This is a genomic window from Pseudomonas caspiana (assembly GCF_040224095.2).
GTDB lineage: Bacteria > Pseudomonadota > Gammaproteobacteria > Pseudomonadales > Pseudomonadaceae > Aquipseudomonas > Aquipseudomonas caspiana.
Map to the genome: position 1 here is coordinate 520525 of NZ_CP167995.1, position 17317 is coordinate 537841.

At 59.3% G+C, this 17317-nt stretch carries 12 protein-coding genes; 10 read left to right on the forward strand and 2 right to left on the reverse strand.

Features of this window, described 5'->3' with window-relative positions:
* Positions 1-7 precede the first annotated feature (7 nt).
* From bcsE to ABRP31_RS02485, 10 genes are all read left to right on the forward strand, one after another.
* Positions 8-1555 carry a cellulose biosynthesis protein BcsE gene (gene bcsE, locus ABRP31_RS02440; RefSeq protein WP_349972401.1) on the forward strand — a complete coding sequence of 516 codons (1548 nt, stop codon included), beginning with the start codon at positions 8-10 and terminating at the stop codon, positions 1553-1555.
* The gene (gene bcsF, locus ABRP31_RS02445) at positions 1552-1752 is read left to right on the forward strand and encodes a cellulose biosynthesis protein BcsF (protein ID WP_349972402.1); all 201 of its coding nucleotides are present in this window, start codon (positions 1552-1554) and stop codon (positions 1750-1752) included. Before bcsE ends, bcsF begins: the two co-directional genes overlap by 4 nt.
* Entirely contained in the window at positions 1739-3379 is a 1641-nt protein-coding gene (gene bcsG / locus ABRP31_RS02450) for a cellulose biosynthesis protein BcsG (protein WP_349972403.1), read from the forward strand. The genes bcsF and bcsG overlap by 14 nt, the downstream gene beginning before the upstream one ends.
* Entirely contained in the window at positions 3349-3606 is a 258-nt protein-coding gene (bcsR, locus tag ABRP31_RS02455) for a cellulose biosynthesis protein BcsR (protein WP_087273997.1), read from the forward strand. Before bcsG ends, bcsR begins: the two co-directional genes overlap by 31 nt.
* Positions 3603-4325 (forward strand): cellulose biosynthesis protein BcsQ, encoded by a 723-nt coding sequence (gene bcsQ, locus ABRP31_RS02460; RefSeq protein WP_349972404.1) that lies wholly within the window; start codon positions 3603-3605, stop codon positions 4323-4325. Before bcsR ends, bcsQ begins: the two co-directional genes overlap by 4 nt.
* Positions 4322-6916, forward strand: a complete 2595-nt coding sequence (bcsA, locus tag ABRP31_RS02465) for a UDP-forming cellulose synthase catalytic subunit (protein WP_372489324.1) — start codon at positions 4322-4324, stop codon at positions 6914-6916. Before bcsQ ends, bcsA begins: the two co-directional genes overlap by 4 nt.
* Positions 6913-9186, forward strand: a complete 2274-nt coding sequence (gene bcsB, locus ABRP31_RS02470) for a cellulose biosynthesis cyclic di-GMP-binding regulatory protein BcsB (protein ID WP_349972405.1) — start codon at positions 6913-6915, stop codon at positions 9184-9186. Before bcsA ends, bcsB begins: the two co-directional genes overlap by 4 nt.
* Entirely contained in the window at positions 9176-10303 is a 1128-nt protein-coding gene (bcsZ, locus tag ABRP31_RS02475; protein ID WP_349972406.1) for a cellulose synthase complex periplasmic endoglucanase BcsZ, read from the forward strand. The genes bcsB and bcsZ overlap by 11 nt, the downstream gene beginning before the upstream one ends.
* A complete protein-coding gene (gene bcsC, locus ABRP31_RS02480) occupies positions 10291-13905 on the forward strand; it encodes a cellulose synthase complex outer membrane protein BcsC (protein ID WP_349972407.1) in 3615 nt (1204 codons plus the stop codon). The genes bcsZ and bcsC overlap by 13 nt, the downstream gene beginning before the upstream one ends.
* A 183-nt stretch (positions 13906-14088) precedes the next feature.
* Positions 14089-14460 (forward strand): response regulator, encoded by a 372-nt coding sequence (locus ABRP31_RS02485; protein ID WP_349972408.1) that lies wholly within the window; start codon positions 14089-14091, stop codon positions 14458-14460.
* A 229-nt stretch (positions 14461-14689) separates the two neighbouring features.
* Here ABRP31_RS02485 and ABRP31_RS02490 read toward each other — a convergent pair whose 3' ends face one another.
* Together ABRP31_RS02490 and ABRP31_RS02495 are read right to left on the reverse strand one after the other, a co-directional pair.
* Entirely contained in the window at positions 14690-15325 is a 636-nt protein-coding gene (locus tag ABRP31_RS02490; RefSeq protein WP_238599561.1) for a response regulator transcription factor, read from the reverse strand.
* 10 nt (positions 15326-15335) lie between these two features.
* Entirely contained in the window at positions 15336-16859 is a 1524-nt protein-coding gene (locus ABRP31_RS02495) for an ATP-binding protein (RefSeq protein ID WP_349972409.1), read from the reverse strand.
* Positions 16860-17317: the final 458 nt, after the last annotated feature.

Sequence of the window (17317 nt, forward strand, 5' to 3'; positions counted from 1 at the left end):
TAGAAAGTTGGGTCATGTCACGTTAGCCATCCGGCAGTTGCAGGATGAGAACATGTTGCTGCGCCAGGGTGGTTTGTATTGGATCGCCCTGGACCTGGCATCAGATGCGGACATGCTGGCTCGGCAGTTCTTGTCCGGCTTGACCGAACAACACCTCGCCACCCTGGTGAGCACTGTGGGTGATCCTCAAGCCGTCATCGAGCCCATGGAGGCAGACTGCGGACCTTCGGCATTGCGTCTGTTCGCTGTTCCCGGCCAGGCCCACGGGTACAAATTTCTAACTTCGCTGACGTCCGACCTGCACCGCGTCAACCTGGCTCGCGACAGCTATCTGGTATTGATGTTGTCCGCTGCCAGCCTTGCGCAGTTCACCGATCCGGTGGACCTGCAACGCTGGTGTGAGAGTACCCGTCAATGGCTGGTCAAGCGCAACTGTACGTTGCTGGTGCTGTGCAGTGATCAGGCGCCCCAGTTGCATGAAAAGTTACTGAGCCTCAATGAGCAGATTTCCGGTCTGGCGCAGTTATTCCGTCAGGATGGAGGTGTGCGTTATCAGCTGAATTTCTGGCACAGCGAGCTGGGTGTTTGTGCCGCGCAAGCATTCGACCTGAACGTGGCCGACGGAGCTTTTGCCTTGAGCAAGTCACAGCTGTCCGGCCCGGGGCAGGTGCGCACGGACGACCAGCGTATTTACCTCACGCAGCGTGTGGTCCTTGAGGGGGCTGCACCGTTGTCCGAGCAGTGGCGTCTGTTTGAAAAGCGCAGTGACTTGCTCGAACAGGCCGCTCACGCTCGTGCAGCCAGCGTCATTCTGGCGCTGGAAAGCAACAACGAAGTAGAACCACTCGCACGCCAGTTGCATCAACTGCGTGAGCATTGCGGTGTGGCTCTCAAAATCATCGTCCGCGAGATGGAGCCTTGTCTGCGCTACCGGGACGAGCGTTTGCTGCTGGCATGTGGTGCCAACCTGATTGTGCCCGCCAACACGCAACTGGCGAGCTTCATCAGCATGGTGGACAGTGTGCAGGGGCAGCTCTGGCAGTACCGCCAGGCGCCTGACTTTCAGTCGCTGTTCGAACGTCTGCGTCCTCCAGCCCAACGCGGGCTTCTGCCGCCGCGTGAATTCATCGCCTTGCTCGATCAAGTCTACAACGGCGCTTCCGGCGAGCTGGTACACCAGTTGCTGAGCTTGCGACCTCGGGGCGATTTAAAAATCGAGCAATACCTGAATCAGATCAGCTTGCGGCGTTTTGGCGATGTGGCTTGTGTGGTCAACGGAGTTTTCTACTTGTTCCTGTTCGCCTGCCGAGGTGACGGTCTGGAGCCGGCACTGGGGAACATTTGCCGCTTGCCCTGGCGAGACCTGTTCAGTGACTGCAAGACACTTTCAGCGGCAGACATGCTGCCACGTCAGGATTTTATCGACGCATCTGAGCTTCTGGAAACTTCGCGACTGGCGACTGAGCAGGTGACGGCAGACCTGAATCAGGCAATCACCCAGGTTGGCTTTACACCGCAACGCGTCAGACTGACCCTGTCGGAGCACTGCTCATGAACTTTACCGAGCTGCTGCAGGTGATTGCCGTCAGTTGCCTGTTGACCGTGGCGTTCATGCTGGCGCTGCACCTTTTCCAACAGAGCCTCAAACTGTGGTTCCAGCGCTACTTGCCGCCACGCTATCTGAAGCCTCGTGGCGTACGTCGACGCGTGCCTGCTCCGGCCTCTGCGAGTGACGCTCATGACCCAACCTGAAAGCGTCAACGGCGCACCTGCGCACGCCCGTGATGTCTGGGTCTGGCCTGGGCTGGGTCTGTGGAACCTGTATTTCATCATCAAGCTGGCCTTGCTGTGGGGCGGTTATCTGAACTTGCAGATCCTGCCGAATCTGGTGTTCGCGGCGGTACTGCTGGTGCCGTTGCGTCATCGATATCTGGCGCTGCTGCGCACCTTGATCGCGATACCGCTGGGCGTGGCGTTGTTCTATCAGGATACGTGGCTGCCGCCTTTCAGCCGTTTGCTGGATCAACCGGGTGTCTTGAATTTCACCGGCGATTACCTGCTTGAGCTGGCTGGACGTTTCATTGACTGGAACCTGTGCGGCGCTTTGCTGGTGCTGGTTGTGGGGTATTTCTTTGTACGCCAATGGCTGCGCCTGACCACCCTGACGCTGGCCGGGTTTGCCTGGCTGGGTGGTTCGGGTCTGTTGGCGATGCATGCCCCCGTTCAGCAGCCAGTCAATCAGGTGGCCGGTGTTACGAGTACGACCAGCGCTGGCGAACCGGATAGCTCGACGCTGGATGCTTATCTGCAAAAGTTCTACAGCACCGAGGCAGGGCGTCAGGTTGCTTTTCTGCCCTCAGAGTCGGCAGCTCAACCCTTCGATCTGCTGCTGATCAATATCTGCTCGATGGCCTGGGATGATCTGGACGCCGTCGGCATGCGCGACAACAAATTGTTGCAGCAGATGGACGTGGTGTTCGACAACTTCAACTCGGCTACTTCCTACAGTGGCCCCGCTGCAATTCGACTGTTGCGTGCAAGCTGCGGCCAGCAACCGCACAACAAATTGTATGGCGTGGCGCCCGAGCAATGTCTGTTGATGGATGACCTGCGCAAGCTGGGTTTCGACAGTGAAGTCATGCTCAATCACACCGGACAGTTCGAAGGTTTTATCGACGAGGTTCGCGCCCAGGGATCCTTGCCTGGTCCCGCCGTCAGTACCACCGGTTTGCAGCGTTCGCTGGTCGCCTTCGACGGTTCGCCGATCTGGCGTGACCGCGACGTACTGGATAAATGGTGGCAGCACCGTGAAGGGCAAAAAGACGCCCGCGTGGCGCTGTTTTACAACACCACGACACTGCATGACGGCAACCGGGCCCTGACTGCCGATGGTGGGACTAAAAGCGCCGAGTACAAGCCGCGTGCGCAGAACCTGGTCGACGACCTCAGCGCATTCCTCAAAGCGCTGGAAAAGAGCGGGCGGCGTGTCGCTGTCGTGATCGTGCCTGAGCACGGTGCGGCCCTGCACGGCGACCGTATGCAGATCGATGGCATGCGGGAGATCCCGAGCCCGTCGATTACCCATGTACCGGTGGGCATCAAGCTGATCGGTATGGGCAAAAATCCACGCTCGGAGCCGCTGCACATCGCCGAGCCGAGCAGCTATCTGGCGGTCTCGGAAATTATCTCGCGCTTGTATGCCGCCCCGCCTCAAGGGGACGGCCTGGCACCTGACTGGCAAGTCTTGCTGGCCAATTTGCCACAGACCCCGATGGTCTCGGAAAACTCTGGAACCGTGGTTCTCGACTACGCCGGCAAGCCTTACGTTCGGATCAAGGAGAAGGGCGCATGGCTGCCATACCCGCAAAGGTTCAAGTGAGAAATCAGGCGCTGTCGCGCAATGAACGTGCGGATGACATCGCTCGACTCAAAGTCGAGCTGAGTCTGCCGAGCCTTGAGTACATTGATATCTCGGCACAGCTGGAGCTGAGCCGCGCCCTGCAGCGTTGGCCATTGCTGGTTGATCTGGCGGCGGGCAGCGAGCTGTCGCAGGGCTTGCCGGTGAACCAGCCGATGCGCAAAAACAGGTTCGGAGCGCAATCGTGACAACGCTGAGCTTGCGCGGCGTGCGTGGCGGCGTGGGCGTCAGCTCGTTGCTGGCGGCCGTGGGCTACGCGCTGGAAAGTCTGGGCGAGCGGGTATTGATGATCGATATGTGCCCGGAAAACATGCTGCGCCTGCATTTCAATCTGCCTGCCGCAGAGTCCGCTGGCTGGGCTCGGGCCATGCTGGATGGCGAGGATTGGTCCGCCCAGGCCTGGAGCGTGACGCCCTCACTGCAGCTCTTGCCTTACGGGCAACTGACCCAAGACGAAAGCATGCTCATCGAGGCGCAACTGAGCGACGACCCGCTTATCTGGAGTCGACGTCAGGCGAGTCTGTCGGCGCATTACGACTGGCTTCTGTTCGATGTTCCGCAACGCCTGAGTGGGCACGCGACAATTGGCCCGTGTCTGTTCCCGATCCGGGTGGCTCAGGCGGATGCCGCCTGCCATGTACTGCTGCTCCAGCCATCTGCCGATACCACGCCAGTGCTGGTCAATCGCTTCGATCCCGGCAGCCAGTTGCAGCGTGATTTGCTGTTGATCTGGCGTAAGCATCACGCGTCGCGTCTATTGCCGCTGACGGTGCATGCCGATGAAGCGCTGAGCGAGTCGTTGGCGTGCAAACAGCCTGTCGGCCAATACGCCCCTGACAGTCTTGCCGCGCAGGACGCGCTGAGCCTGGCGACCTGGTGTCTGACTCGCCGCGGTGAGCTGGAATGATCGCTCGTTACTTCCCCTACATGCGGCTGCGTCGCCAATACGACTGTTACCCCCCGACGGCGATGTTGCTGGCGTCGCTGATCTGTCTGGGCTGGCTTTTTTTGCGTCTGGAATCTCCGGTCTGGCAGCGGCTGCTGGAGCAGCGCCAACGCTGGTATCCGCATCTGGCTGGCCAGCCGCCGCGTGCCGGAGATCCTTTGCGTATTGCCTTGCAAAGCATCTGGCTGCTGGTGTTTCGACCCTGGCCGAGCTATCGCCGCCGAGCGGTGCCGCAATGGCTGCGCACCGGCGTACAGATCAACCGGAGCGTCTGGACACGTCTCGGGATGCTGTTTGATAGCTTGCCTGTCCGGCTGACGCAGAGTCGGTCTGTGCATGACAGTGCCAAATGGTGGCAAACCCTGAGTCCTCGGCAGCAGCGCTATTTGAGTTATATCTGCGCCTCCGTCGCCCTGCTTCTGGTGGTGGTGTGCATCACCGAACCCTTCAGCTACTTCTCGCAGATGTTGTTCGTGATTCTGCTGTGGGCGGTGGCAATGCTGATTCGACGCGTGCCGGGGCGTTTTCCGACCCTGCTGTTGATCATGCTGTCGATCATCGTTTCGTGCCGTTATCTATGGTGGCGTTATACCGCGACCTTGAACTGGGACAGCCCGCTGGACCTGGCTTGCGGGATCATGCTGCTGATCGCCGAAACTTACTCCTGGCTGGTCCTGTTGCTCGGTTACATTCAGACCTGCTGGCCATTGCAACGACCTCCGGCGCAATTGCCCCGGGACACGCGCCTGTGGCCTACCGTGGATCTATTGATCCCGACCTACAACGAAGATTTGTCCATCGTGCGCGGCACGGTATATGCCGCGCTGGGCATCGACTGGCCGCACGACAAACTGCGCATCTCGATTCTCGATGATGGCAAGCGCCAAGCCTTTCGACTGTTTGCCGAGCAGGCCGGGGTCAACTACATCACCCGCTCCGATAATAAGCACGCCAAGGCCGGTAACCTGAACCATGCGTTGCAGCAACTCGATGGCGAGTTGGTGGCGATTTTCGACTGCGACCACGTGCCGGTGCGCTCATTCCTGCAGTTGACCGTGGGCTGGTTCCTGCGCGATCCGAAGCTGGCGCTGGTGCAGACACCGCATCACTTCCTGTCCCCGGACCCTTTTGAGCGCAACCTCGACACCTTCCGGCAGCGTCCCAACGAAGGCGAGTTGTTCTACGGTCTGGTACAGGACGGTAACGACATGTGGAACGCCGCGTTCTTTTGCGGCTCATGCGCCGTGCTGCGTCGCTCTGCGCTTGATGATATCGGCGGCTTCGCCGTGGAAACCGTGACCGAGGATGCGCACACCGCATTGCGTCTGCACCGTCGTGGCTGGAATTCTGCCTACGTGCGGATCCCCCAGGCCGCGGGCTTGGCCACTGAAAGCCTGTCGGCGCACATTGGGCAACGGATTCGCTGGGCGCGAGGTATGGCGCAGATTTTCCGTACCGATAACCCGCTGCTCGGCAAAGGCCTGACGATCTTTCAACGCATCTGCTACGCCAACGCGATGCTGCACTTTCTGGCAGGCCTGCCGCGTCTGGTGTTTCTCACTGCGCCTTTGGCTTTTCTGCTGCTGCACGCCTACATCATCTATGCGCCGGCACTGATGATTGTCCTGTACGTGATTCCGCACATGGTTCACGCCAGCCTGACCAACTCCAGAATGCAGGGCGAGCATCGCCTGACGTTCTGGGGCGAGGTCTATGAAACGGTCCTCGCCTGGTACATCGCCCGACCCACCACCGTGGCGTTGTTCAATCCAAAGAAAGGCAAGTTCAACGTCACCGCCAAGGGCGGCCTGATGAGCGAGAACCAGTTCGACTGGGCAATCGCCAGACCCTATCTGGTACTGGCCGCACTCAACGTTCTGGGGTTGGGGTTTGCGGTATGGCGGCTGTTCAACGGCCCCACCAACGAAATCGGCACCATTCTGGTCAGCATGCTGTGGGTGTCTTACAACCTGCTGATTGTGGGGGCCGCGGTGGCGATTGCTGCCGAGGTCCGTCAGGTGCGTGAAACCCACCGTGTCCAGGCCCGCTTGCCTGCCGCCGTGCGTCTGCCGAACGGGCGTTTCTACCCCGGCATGCTGGTGGACTACTCAGATGGTGGCGCAGGTATCGAACTGGATGCGCACTTGAGTTTGCCAATGGGCGAACGGATCAGCCTGTTGATGCAGCGTGGTGAACGCGAGTTTCTGTTTTCCGGAATTGTCAGCCGTAGCCACAAGAACTTCGTCGGTATCTCGCTGAACGAACTGTCTGCGCAACAGAAAATCGACTACGTGCAATGCACCTTCGCCCGTGCCGATGCCTGGTTGAACTGGAGCGAGGATTTCGTCCCGGATCGCCCACTGCACAGTTTCATTGACGTGCTCGGGCTGGGCTTGCGCGGCTATTACCGCCTTTACCAGTACTTGCCTGCCTGGCTGCGTACCTTGGCTCGGCCCTTTGTACGCGTGTGTGCCTGGCTGCTCGGCTATGTGCCGCGCTTCGCCAAACCTGAACCTTATTCCTCATCCTCCCGATCGGTATGTGCCCCATGAGTCGCTCATTTAACTTAACCCTGGCGAGTCTGCTGTTGGTGGCCATGACCTGTGCTCACGCCCAGACAGCAGTGGTTGCCGGCCCTGAAGCCACGGTTTCTGGCATTACGCCAAGCTGGAATGTCACCCGTAATTTTTCGCAATTGGGTCGGCCTTCGGACAGTCTGTTGCTGGGTACGCACAATACCGATCAGTTTGAGTTCACCATGCGCCGCGACCGCATCGCCAGTGATGCCACGCTGCAACTGGAATACACCCCTTCACCGGCGTTACTGCCCACGCTGTCGCACCTGCGGGTTTACCTCAACGAAGTGTTGATGAGCGTCATCCCGATTGAAAAGGATCAGTTGGGCAAGAAAGTCGTCCGCCCGGTGCAGCTTGATCCTCGTTTGATCAGCGACTTCAACCGGGTACGGCTGGAGTTTGTCGGGCATTACACCGACATCTGCGAAGAGCCTTCCAATAGCGCGTTGTGGGTCAACATCGGCCGCACCAGCCAGATTGCGCTGAAAGAGCAGGCGTTGATCATCAAGAACGACCTCGCGTTTTTCCCGATGCCTTTCTTCGATGCTCGCGGTTATGACAAGCCTGTGCTCAACATGGTGTTTGCAGCCTCGCCGACACTGGGCGAGCAGCAGGCCGCCGGGATTCTGGCCTCGTATTTCGGCAGCCTCGCGGCATGGCGCGCCATGACCTTCCCGGTGCTGTTCGATCAGTTGCCTGCGGCAGCGACCGATCAGGTCACGTCATCCGTTGTCTTTGCCACCAATGCCCATCGCCCGGCGTTCCTGGCGGATATGCAACGCTATCCCGCAGTCGATGCGCCGGTGGTGCAGATCATTGATAACCCTAACGACCGTTTCAGCAAAGTGCTGCTGGTGCTGGGGCGTGATGAGACCGATCTGGTCACTGCCGCTCAGGCCCTGGCATTGGGCGGGGATCTGTTTCGTGGTGACCGTGTCGTCATCGACAAACTGCAGCAGATCCAGCCGCGCAAGCCCTACGATGCGCCGAACTGGATGCGCACTGATCGTCCGGTGCGCTTCGCCGAGCTGATCAAGTACCCGGAGCAGTTGCGTGTCAGCGGTCTGCAGCCACTGCCGATCAGCCTGGACATCAATCTGCCGCCGGACCTGTTTGTCTGGCGCAACCAGGGCATTCCGCTGCAAACCAAATACCGCTACACGCCGCCCGCGTACAACGATGGTTCGCGTCTCAACATCAGCCTCAACAACCAGTTCATTACCAGCCTGCCATTGCAGGTCAACAGTAATGACCGGCTTGAAGAGTTGCGCCTTGCGGTGACGTCCAGCGAGTCAGCTAACGTCAACGAAAACCTGTCGGTGCCGGCGCTGAAAATTGGTGACCGTAACAACCTGCGCTTCAACTTCAGTTTCGCCACGACCAACAGCGGCTCACAGCGCGATCGCTGCCAGACGTCATTGCCGGTAGACACGCAAGCAGTGATCGATGACCAATCGAGCATTGATATGTCGGGCTATCACCACTACATGGCCATGCCTGATCTGGCTGCCTTCGCGCGCAGCGGTTTCCCGTACAGCCGCATGGCAGACCTCTCCGAAAGCGTCGTGTTGCTGCCATCTCAAGCCAGTGCCGTGCAACTGAGCACTTACCTTGAGGCCGTCGCGGGCATCTCGGCCCGCTCCGGATTACCGGCGATGAACCTCAAGGTCAGCGATAACTGGGCCGAGGCGTCCAAATACGACGCGGACCTGCTGGTGCTCGGTGCTTTCGCCCCAGACATGCGCGATAACCGCGACATGAATCTACTCCTGGATCGCTCCCGTAACTGGCTACTCAAAGCCAACCAGCAAGGGCCGGGCTACGCCTCGGTCATCAAGGGTGAAGGCAGCCCGGTGGGTAACCGAGTCGAGGTTTCGGCCCAAGGCCCGATTGCTGCGATCGTTGGCTTGCAGTCGCCCAACCATGATCAGCGCAGCGTCGTCGCGCTGCTGGCGACCACCGACGCCGACTACGGCTTGCTACGTGAGACGCTCGGCGACAGCGGCAAGATGGATGCGGTCGCCGGTTCGGTCGCGTTGATCCGCAGCAGTGGCGTCAGTAGCCAAGTGGTCGGCGATCATTACTTTGTCGGCGAACTGCCGTGGTGGCTGATGCTCTGGTTCAAGCTTTCCAATCATCCTGTCCTGCTGGCATTCATGGCGGTCGGCGGGGTGTTGCTCAGTGCGTTTCTGATCTGGCGCTTGCTGCAGTGGGCGGCTCGTCGCCGTCTGGCTTATGAAGAGTAAGTCGTCGGTGAATATCCTGGGGTTATCGCTGTTCACGGTTGCCTTGTCGTTTCTGACACAGCAAGCGCAGGGTGCGCCCGCGTGTAACTGGCCTGCGTGGGAAAGCTACAAGCAGCATATGGTCAGCCCTGAAGGGCGGGTTATCGACCGCTCCACCCAGCAGCAGATCACCACGTCTGAAGGGCAGAGCTACGGCCTGTTTTTTGCGCTGGTGGCCAACGACCGGGACAGCTTTGAACGCTTACTGAACTGGACCCGCGATAACCTCGCCGGCGGCGACCTCGCGAGTCGCTTGCCTGCCTGGCAATGGGGGCTGGATAAGACTGGCCAGTGGCAGGTGCTCGATCCCAACAATGCCAGTGATGCTGATCTGTGGATCGCCTACAGCCTGCTGGAGGCGGGGCGTCTCTGGCGCAGGCCGGATTACTTGCAACTGGGCAATCACGTGCTTTGGCGCAGTGCCGCCCAGACCTTGCGCAAACTGCCGGAGCTGGGCCTGATGCTGTTGCCTGGAGACGTAGGGTTCGAGTCCGCTCAGGGCTGGCGTTTGAACCCCAGCTATGTGCCGCCGCAACTGTTTGCCCGCTTTGCTTTGATCGCCCCGATATGGTCCGAAGTGGCGAAAAACTCCCGTCGTCTGTTGATCGATAGTTCTCCTAAAGGCTTCGCCCCGGACTGGCTGATATGGCAGGCCGGGCAGGGCGGGATCATTGAAGGGCAAAACGCCAAAGGCAGCTACGACGCCATTCGCGTCTATCTCTGGTCAGGCATGTTGGCGCCCGATGCGCCAGAGCGAGCCTCGCTGCTGGCGCACCTCAAACCCATGGCCGAAGCAACGGCGAGGTTGGGCTTCGTGCCCGAACAGGTAGCCACCGCAACCGGCGAGCAAACCGGCACCGGCGCTGTGGGGTTCTCGGCGGCGCTCTTGCCGCTGCTTGCCAACGACAGCGCTGCGTTGTCTACCCAGCGCGAGCGTCTGCGCCTGAACCCGCCCTTGGCTGATGCTTATTACAATCAGTCGCTGCTGATGTTCGGACAGGGCTGGGATGAACAGCGCTATCAATTCGACAAGGATGGGCGCTTGCAACCGAACTGGGCAGCGTCATGCAAAAAGTGAGTCCTCTACCCACTTCGGCTTGCCGGCGCTTACCCAACGCAACACTCAAGGCTTTGGCGCTGTGCAGTGCTTTGTCCCTGTCCGGCTTGAGCGGTGCGGCATTCAGTGCCAACGCGCCGGTTACGCCTCAGGACCAACAACAGTGGCTGCTGCAACAGGCACGCGTGGGCGAGGCGTTGTATCGCGAAGATCTGGTCAGCGATGCCATGGCGCGACTGGAGCTGATTGCGCCCAATCACCCTCAAGTGCTGGTGGGGAAAATCCGCCAGGCGCTGGCCGACAAAAGCGCGCCACTCAACACCGCCTGGATCGAGCAACTGATGGCTCGTCTGCGTCAGCAGGGGCCAGACACTGCGGCATTGCGTCAGGCTACGGCGCTGATCCGGCTTAACAGCCCGGAAGGTCTGCGACAGCTGCAACAGGCGCGTTTACTGGCTGCCGCCGGACGTTTCGATCAGGCGAGCGAGGCCTTCGAGCAGTTGTTTGGCAACGAGCCGCCGGACCTGCCTTCAGCGCTGGAATACTGGAGTGCGCGCAGTCGCATCAGCGGTCAGCGGCCTGTGGTGATCGAGCATCTGCAGAGCCTTGATCGCGACTATCCGGGCAATGCCAGCGTGCGCCAGATGTTGGTTGGCCTGCTGTTTGCGGAGGGGCGTAATGACCAGGCGCTGGCGGTGCTGCATCAGTTGGCGGCCGATCCGCAGGCGAGCAACAACGCGGCCGAGCGCGAGTTCATCTATCTGAGCACTTTGCCGGTAAGCACTGAAACGGTTGGCAGGTGGCAGGCTTTTCTCGGCTACTACCCGTTTTCCACGTTCAAGAAGGATGCTGCCCAGCGGCTGGCTGAACAGCAACGTCTGCTCGCCGATCCTGCGTGGCAGGCGGGTGCTCAGGGCAAGCGTCTGCTCGAGCGCGACAACCCCGCCGACAATCCTCAGGCGGAAGCGCTATTGCGTCGCGCAGTTAAAGCCTATCCGCAGGACTCAAGCTTCTATGGCGCTTTGGGTACCGCTTTGATGCGCCAGGATAAATACCCGGCAGCCCTTGAAGCGTTTTCTGTTGCGCTGACCAAGGAGCAAGACACTTACTACATCAGTAAGTGGCAAGACCTGCAGCAGCTGACCCGCAACTGGTTGATCCTTCAACAGGGCGACGAAGCCTTGCAGCGCAAGGATTACGCCAAGGCGCGCAAGGCGTATCAGCAGGCCCGAACCCTGAATCCAAATGCTGCCGCGCCATTGATCGGTCTATCCGGTGTGGCCCTTGGCGAAGCTGATGACATCGGCGCCGAAGCGCTGCTATTGCAAGCGCGCAAGGTTGAGCCGAACAACACCAGCGTGCTGCGTGCCTTGGTGCGCTTGTACCGCGGGCAGTCCAGTGCCAAGGCCGAAGCCTTTCTTGATGGTTTGCCAGCCAGTAACCAGGCTGAATTTGCAGCCTTGCGTCAGAGCTTCGAGCTGGAGCGTTTGAACCTGCAAGCCGACTTGCTCAGCGAGCGCTCTGACTGGGTGCAACTGGTGCCGCTGCTGAAAAAGATCCGTCAGTTGGACCCGGATAATCCCTGGCTGACGTATCGTCTGGCCGCTGCCGAGATAGCCTTGGGTAGACCTGCACAAGCCGATGACGCATTTAGCCAACTGTTGGCGCGTCAAGGTAATAATCCCGAAGCGCGTTACGCACATGGCCTGTACCTGGCCAACGTCAATCGTGATCACGATGTGCTGAACAGTCTTGGTCAAATTCCGTCCAGCGCATGGACGGACAACATGCGCGAACTGGCAGCACGGATCAAACGCAGGCAATTGCTCGCCCAGGCCCAACAGTTGCGTGATGCCGGGCGTGAACCGCAGGCGATAGCCTTGCTGCGGGCAAATAATCCGACACCGGACGATTTCGCCACGCTGGCCGACTGGGCCATGCAACGGGCTGATTACCCCGAGGCCGAGAGCGAGTACCGCAAGGTGCTCAGAGAGGATCCGCAGAACGCCGAAGCTCAGTTGGGTCTGATCGAAGTGCAGATTGCGACAGGACGTATGCCTCAGGCGCATGCGGCACTGAAGAACATGGTCGTGGCGCCTTCCGCTCCGGTGGGCTGGCAGCGACGTCTGGCCAATGCCTGGTCGGCGGTGGGTGAAAAGGACAAGGCCAATGCGATCTTTGCCCAGTTGCTGAAAACCCCGCAGACCGACCCATTGTTGTACCGCGATGCCGCGCGTCTTATGGCCAGGGAACACCCACAACAGGCGCTGGATAACTACGCCCTGAGCATGGCCTCGGCCGGGTTGATCTCCAGTGCTCAGGCCAGCCCTCGAGATAACGTCGCCATGACCGAGGCCAGTCGTGCCAAGGACGGCGACGACTGGCTGCCGCGAAGTCTGCGCAGCGATGTCGATGAGCTGTACAAAAGCCAGAATCCGACAGTCAATCTGTACCGCGATTTTGCCTGGCGCACGGATAACACCGCGCCGGGGATTTCCGACCTCAACACCCAGACCACTATTTTGCGTATCGACGCGCCGTTTGCCGAGGGGCAGGGGTTTGTGCAGGCCGAACAGGTCGACCTTGACGCGAGTGCCTTCGACACCGACGCCGACGGTCTGCATCGGGAAACATTCGGCACCTGTGCCGTCCAGTTCCGTGACCGAACCACGGGTGCACTGGCTGCGAATGGCTGTCGCAGTACCTCGCAAAGCACTTCCGGGCCGGGCCTGGCCGTGGGCTGGAAAAACGCCCAGTGGGCTGTGGACCTGGGCCATACACCGCAAGGTTTTGAAGTGGGCAACTGGTTGGGCGGTATCGCCTACAGCAGTGACTGGCGATCCATCGGCTGGACGCTGACGGCTTCGCGCCGCCCGGTGAGCAACTCGGTGGTGTCCTATGCGGGCGCTGTTGATCCTGTAACCGGCACCCGTTGGGGCGGCGTGACCAGTAACGGCCTGACGTTGAGTCTGAGTCATGACGAGGGCGGCGTGGATGGCGTATGGGCCAGCTTTGGCAGCCATTGGTTGCGTGGCACAAACGTGGTCGACAATCAGCGGCTCTCTGCCATGACCGGCTATTACTATCGGCTGATGGACCGCGCCAACGAGCGCATGCGTACCGGTCTGACGCTGATGTACTGGGGCTACGACAAGGACCTCAGTGAATACACGCTGGGGCAAGGCGGTTACTACAGCCCGCAACAGTACTATTCGATTGGCGTACCGTTCAGCTATGCCTGGCGCAACGCTGACTGGTCGGTCCAGCTGGACAGTTCAGTGGGCTGGTCTTTCTCCAAGACCGACAGCAGCGATCTGTATCCTCTGGACGGACCTGCTGGCAAGTTCTTCAGCCAGGCGGCAGCCGCCGGGCTGGATATCGATGGCAGCACTACCCTGACCAAAGACGCGAGCAGCAGCACTGGCGCAAGTGTACGTTTGCAAGCTTCTCTGGAGCGACGCCTGAGCGATCATCTGGTGCTCGGCTCGGGCATCGCCCTGCAACATAGCGAAGGCTACGCGCCGAGTCGCGCGATGCTTTATCTGCGCTACACGTTTGATGAGTGGCAAGGCAATCTGCCGATGCCGATCGAAGCGGTAACGCCTTATGCGGACATGCGTTAAGGCCGGATGGGGAGGGCAGGGCGAGACGGCTGTCCGAGCGGTCAGCTTTTCGCCCGTCGGTCGCTTAAAACCGGGCTTTATACGTGGGTATGATTTCACGATCGCTCTGGGCTGGTTACCGTGCAGGCCATGAGTGCGCAGATCATCGGCACTTTTACTCATTGGTATCGAAGGTAACTGGTTTTGGCTAAATCCCCGGTGATCGCGGTCGTCGACGACGACACAGCAGTCCGCACTGGCATCGACAGTCTTGTTCGCTCTCTGGGGTTCGTCGCCTGCCTGTTCGCTTCGGCCGAGGAGTTCCTGATATCGCCCTTTCTGCAAAAGGCTGATTGCCTCATCACCGACGTGCAAATGCCCGGCATGAGTGGCGTTGAATTGCATGAGCATCTGAGCCGTCAGGGCCTGCAGATCCCAACCATCTTCATTACCGCCTTCCCTGAAGAATCCGTGCGCAGACGCGCAATGACCGGCAGCGCCGTGGGCTTCCTGAGCAAACCCTTCAATGCCCAGGTGCTGATCGATTGCATCGAATCGGCTTTCCCGGTGGTTTGAGTCTCGCTGTAAACGAATTGCAGCAGTGACACCGCGCAGTCGTACAGCAAACACGGGTCATGTAGGAGTGAGCTTGCTCGCGATTCGGTCTATTGGTCGACGAATGTATCGCCTGAACCGACACTATCAAGAACTCCGCTTTCGCGACCCCCGTTAGCGCCTACAAATTCGATGTTTGTTGCGCGACAGTGCGACGCCTGGATGAATGGTGCGCATTCAGAGATGCAGGTTACTTCCCCAATTCCAGCGCCTCGGCCATGCGCACCAGTTCTGCAAATGACTTGGCGTTCATTTTCTTCATGGCATGACCGCGGTGGATTTTGACGGTGATTTCGCTCAGGCCGATTTCTCCGGCAATCTGTTTGTTCATCAGGCCTGACGCCGCCAAGGCCATGATCTCTTTCTCTCGAGGGGTCAGGGTCTCGAAGCGTGTGCGTACTTCATGGGCGTTCTTGTTGGCTTGCCGACTGCTTTTATCTTTTTCCAGTGCCGAGGTCACCGCATCCAGCAAGTCCTGTTCGCGAAAAGGTTTGGCGAGGAAGTCCACAGCGCCGGCCTTCATGGCGCGTACGGTCATGGCGATGTCACCGTGGCCCGTCATGAACACAATGGGCAGGTTGACGTTGGCGCGGACCAGTTCGTTCTGAAAGTCCAGGCCGCTGGTGCCTTGCAGCCGAACGTCAAGCACCAGGCAACTGGGCACGTCAGGTCGCTGGAACTGAGTGAAGTCTGCCACCGAAGGAAACGTCTCGACCCGCAGGCCAATGGAACGCAGCAAGCTGCTCAAAGCGTCGCGCAGGGCGGCGTCGTCATCGACAATGAACACGATCGGATCGTGGCTGACTTTGACAGCGCTTCGGTTCATCGGATGATCATCATTCATGAGTTGTCTCTGCTTGTCGGGGGAGGGCGAAGAGCAGCGTGGCTCCTTCACCAGGCTGGCTCTGGGCCCAGATCCGACCACCGTGCGCTTCGATGATCGAGCGACAGATCGACAACCCCATACCCATGCCTTCAGGTTTCGTAGTGAAAAATGCATTGAACAGACGACCCATGTCGTCGGGCTTGATACCCGGTCCGGTGTCGCGCACCTCTACGACTATTTCGTTTTGCGCATCGTGGCGCAATAGCAGGTGCATCTTGCGCGGCGAACCCTGGCTGCCGACCATGGCCTGCATGCCATTGATCAGCAAGTTGATCAGCACTTGCTGCAACTGAATCCGGTCGCCCATGACACTCGGGGCGTCGATGGCAATGTCCTGCACCAGTTCGACCCGGGCGCGTTGAATCTCCCGAGCGACCAGACTGACGGAGTCCTCAATGACTTCGCGCAAGTCCACCGGCACCCATTGCGGATCGGCTTTACGCGACAGAGCCCGAATACGCCGGATCACTTCACTGGCCCTGAAGGTTTCGCTGAGAATGCGCTCTAGCGCCTGAGCGGCTTCGTTGATATCCGGCTCGCGGCGATTAAGCCAGCGTAGCGAAGCTTCAGCGTTGGTCGTTACCGCCGCCAGAGGTTGGTTCACTTCATGCGCAATCGATGCAGCCAGTTCGCCCAGCGTCGTGACCCGGGTAACGTGAGCCAGCTCGGCCTGTGAGCGGTGCAGCGCTTCTTCGGCCTGCTTGGAGGCCGTTACGTCCATCAACGCCCCGACGTACTCGCAATTACCGTCCTGATCGTGGGTCAGGTGCGCGAGCATGTGCAAATGTTTGATGCGCCCGTCAGGCATCAACAGACGATGTTCCACACTGAGATCCGGAGTCAGGTTGCGGGCCTGGGCAATAGCGTCCAGCACCAGCACCAGGTCATCGGGATGCGTTCTTTGCAGAACCCGGTCCATGGACGCGTGAGAGCCGGACTCATACTCGAAGATCCGCTGGGTTTCTTCGGACCAGTGCATTTCCAGATCCGGAACACGAAAGCCGATGCTGCCGGTACGGCTGAGACGCTGAGCGTCGATCAGGAAGGCTTCGCTGCGCCGCAAGGCTTCATGAGCCTCGGCGAGCAGGCAGACTTGCTCCTGCAAACGGTCATTCACGGCCTTGTTGCTGCGCGCCAGTACCGTGGTGATCCCAATCGCAGCGATACTCACCAGACAACGGGCAACAGCAGGCAGCTCGGCGTCCTGGCCGTGGGTCAGCAAAAAGGAAATGATCGTCAGCGACAGACAACTCAGGGCCACGATCGTCAGGCCATGTCGGCTGAAGATATTCACCGACAACAGAATGACCGCGACGTAAAGCACCGCCACCGCAACGTCCAGCGACGTCACGGTATCGATGATGAACACCACAGTGGTGATGGCGACAGCGACCAGACGAAGCAGTAAAGATGAGGAGCGAGCGTTGAGACCTGAGCCGGTGTGCCCGGCAGACAGCGAAACGGGTGTATTCATGCTGAATGCTTCATGCCCTTGATGGCTGCCCGACAACCGCACTGAACAGCTTCTGATCCTTGAATGGGCATAGCGGTAAACAACGAACAACCGCGTGCCGGTGTGGGGCGAATTTTAAGCGGTGCAGTTGTTTCAACCTATAGCCAGAGTGGTTATTTTTGGAACGTTTGTGCTTTTGCTTGTGCTTCAGTGGGCAGCAATGCTCCATGAAGACCCGGTCGAAAACTCAAATAGTCGAGCGTTTACGCGAACTGTTTCGCTCATAGTCAATTGTAGAATTATCAGCCACTGCCGATGTATGAACACATGAGCATGGATATTGCAGCAGTTGTAATGCTGAGCGAGTGAGCGAACGTATTTATTTGACGCCAGTTAAGTGGTCTAAACGATTGTTTAATAAGGCATGTGTTCAATAAGGTTCGATTTTCTCGCCAATAAAATGAAACCCGCTGATACTT

Bases quoted from the DNA above. Each gene is read 5' to 3' on its own strand.
- bcsF (WP_349972402.1), top strand. From the start codon at position 1,552: ATGAACTTTACCGAGCTGCTGCAGGTGATTGCCGTCAGTTGCCTGTTG.
- bcsG (WP_349972403.1), top strand. From the start codon at position 1,739: ATGACCCAACCTGAAAGCGTCAACGGCGCACCTGCGCACGCCCGTGAT.
- bcsR (WP_087273997.1), top strand. From the start codon at position 3,349: ATGGCTGCCATACCCGCAAAGGTTCAAGTGAGAAATCAGGCGCTGTCG.
- bcsA (WP_372489324.1), top strand. From the start codon at position 4,322: ATGATCGCTCGTTACTTCCCCTACATGCGGCTGCGTCGCCAATACGAC.
- bcsB (WP_349972405.1), top strand. From the start codon at position 6,913: ATGAGTCGCTCATTTAACTTAACCCTGGCGAGTCTGCTGTTGGTGGCC.
- bcsZ (WP_349972406.1), top strand. From the start codon at position 9,176: ATGAAGAGTAAGTCGTCGGTGAATATCCTGGGGTTATCGCTGTTCACG.
- bcsC (WP_349972407.1), top strand. From the start codon at position 10,291: ATGCAAAAAGTGAGTCCTCTACCCACTTCGGCTTGCCGGCGCTTACCC.
- ABRP31_RS02490 (WP_238599561.1), bottom strand. From the start codon at position 15,325: ATGAACCGAAGCGCTGTCAAAGTCAGCCACGATCCGATCGTGTTCATT.
- ABRP31_RS02495 (WP_349972409.1), bottom strand. From the start codon at position 16,859: ATGAATACACCCGTTTCGCTGTCTGCCGGGCACACCGGCTCAGGTCTC.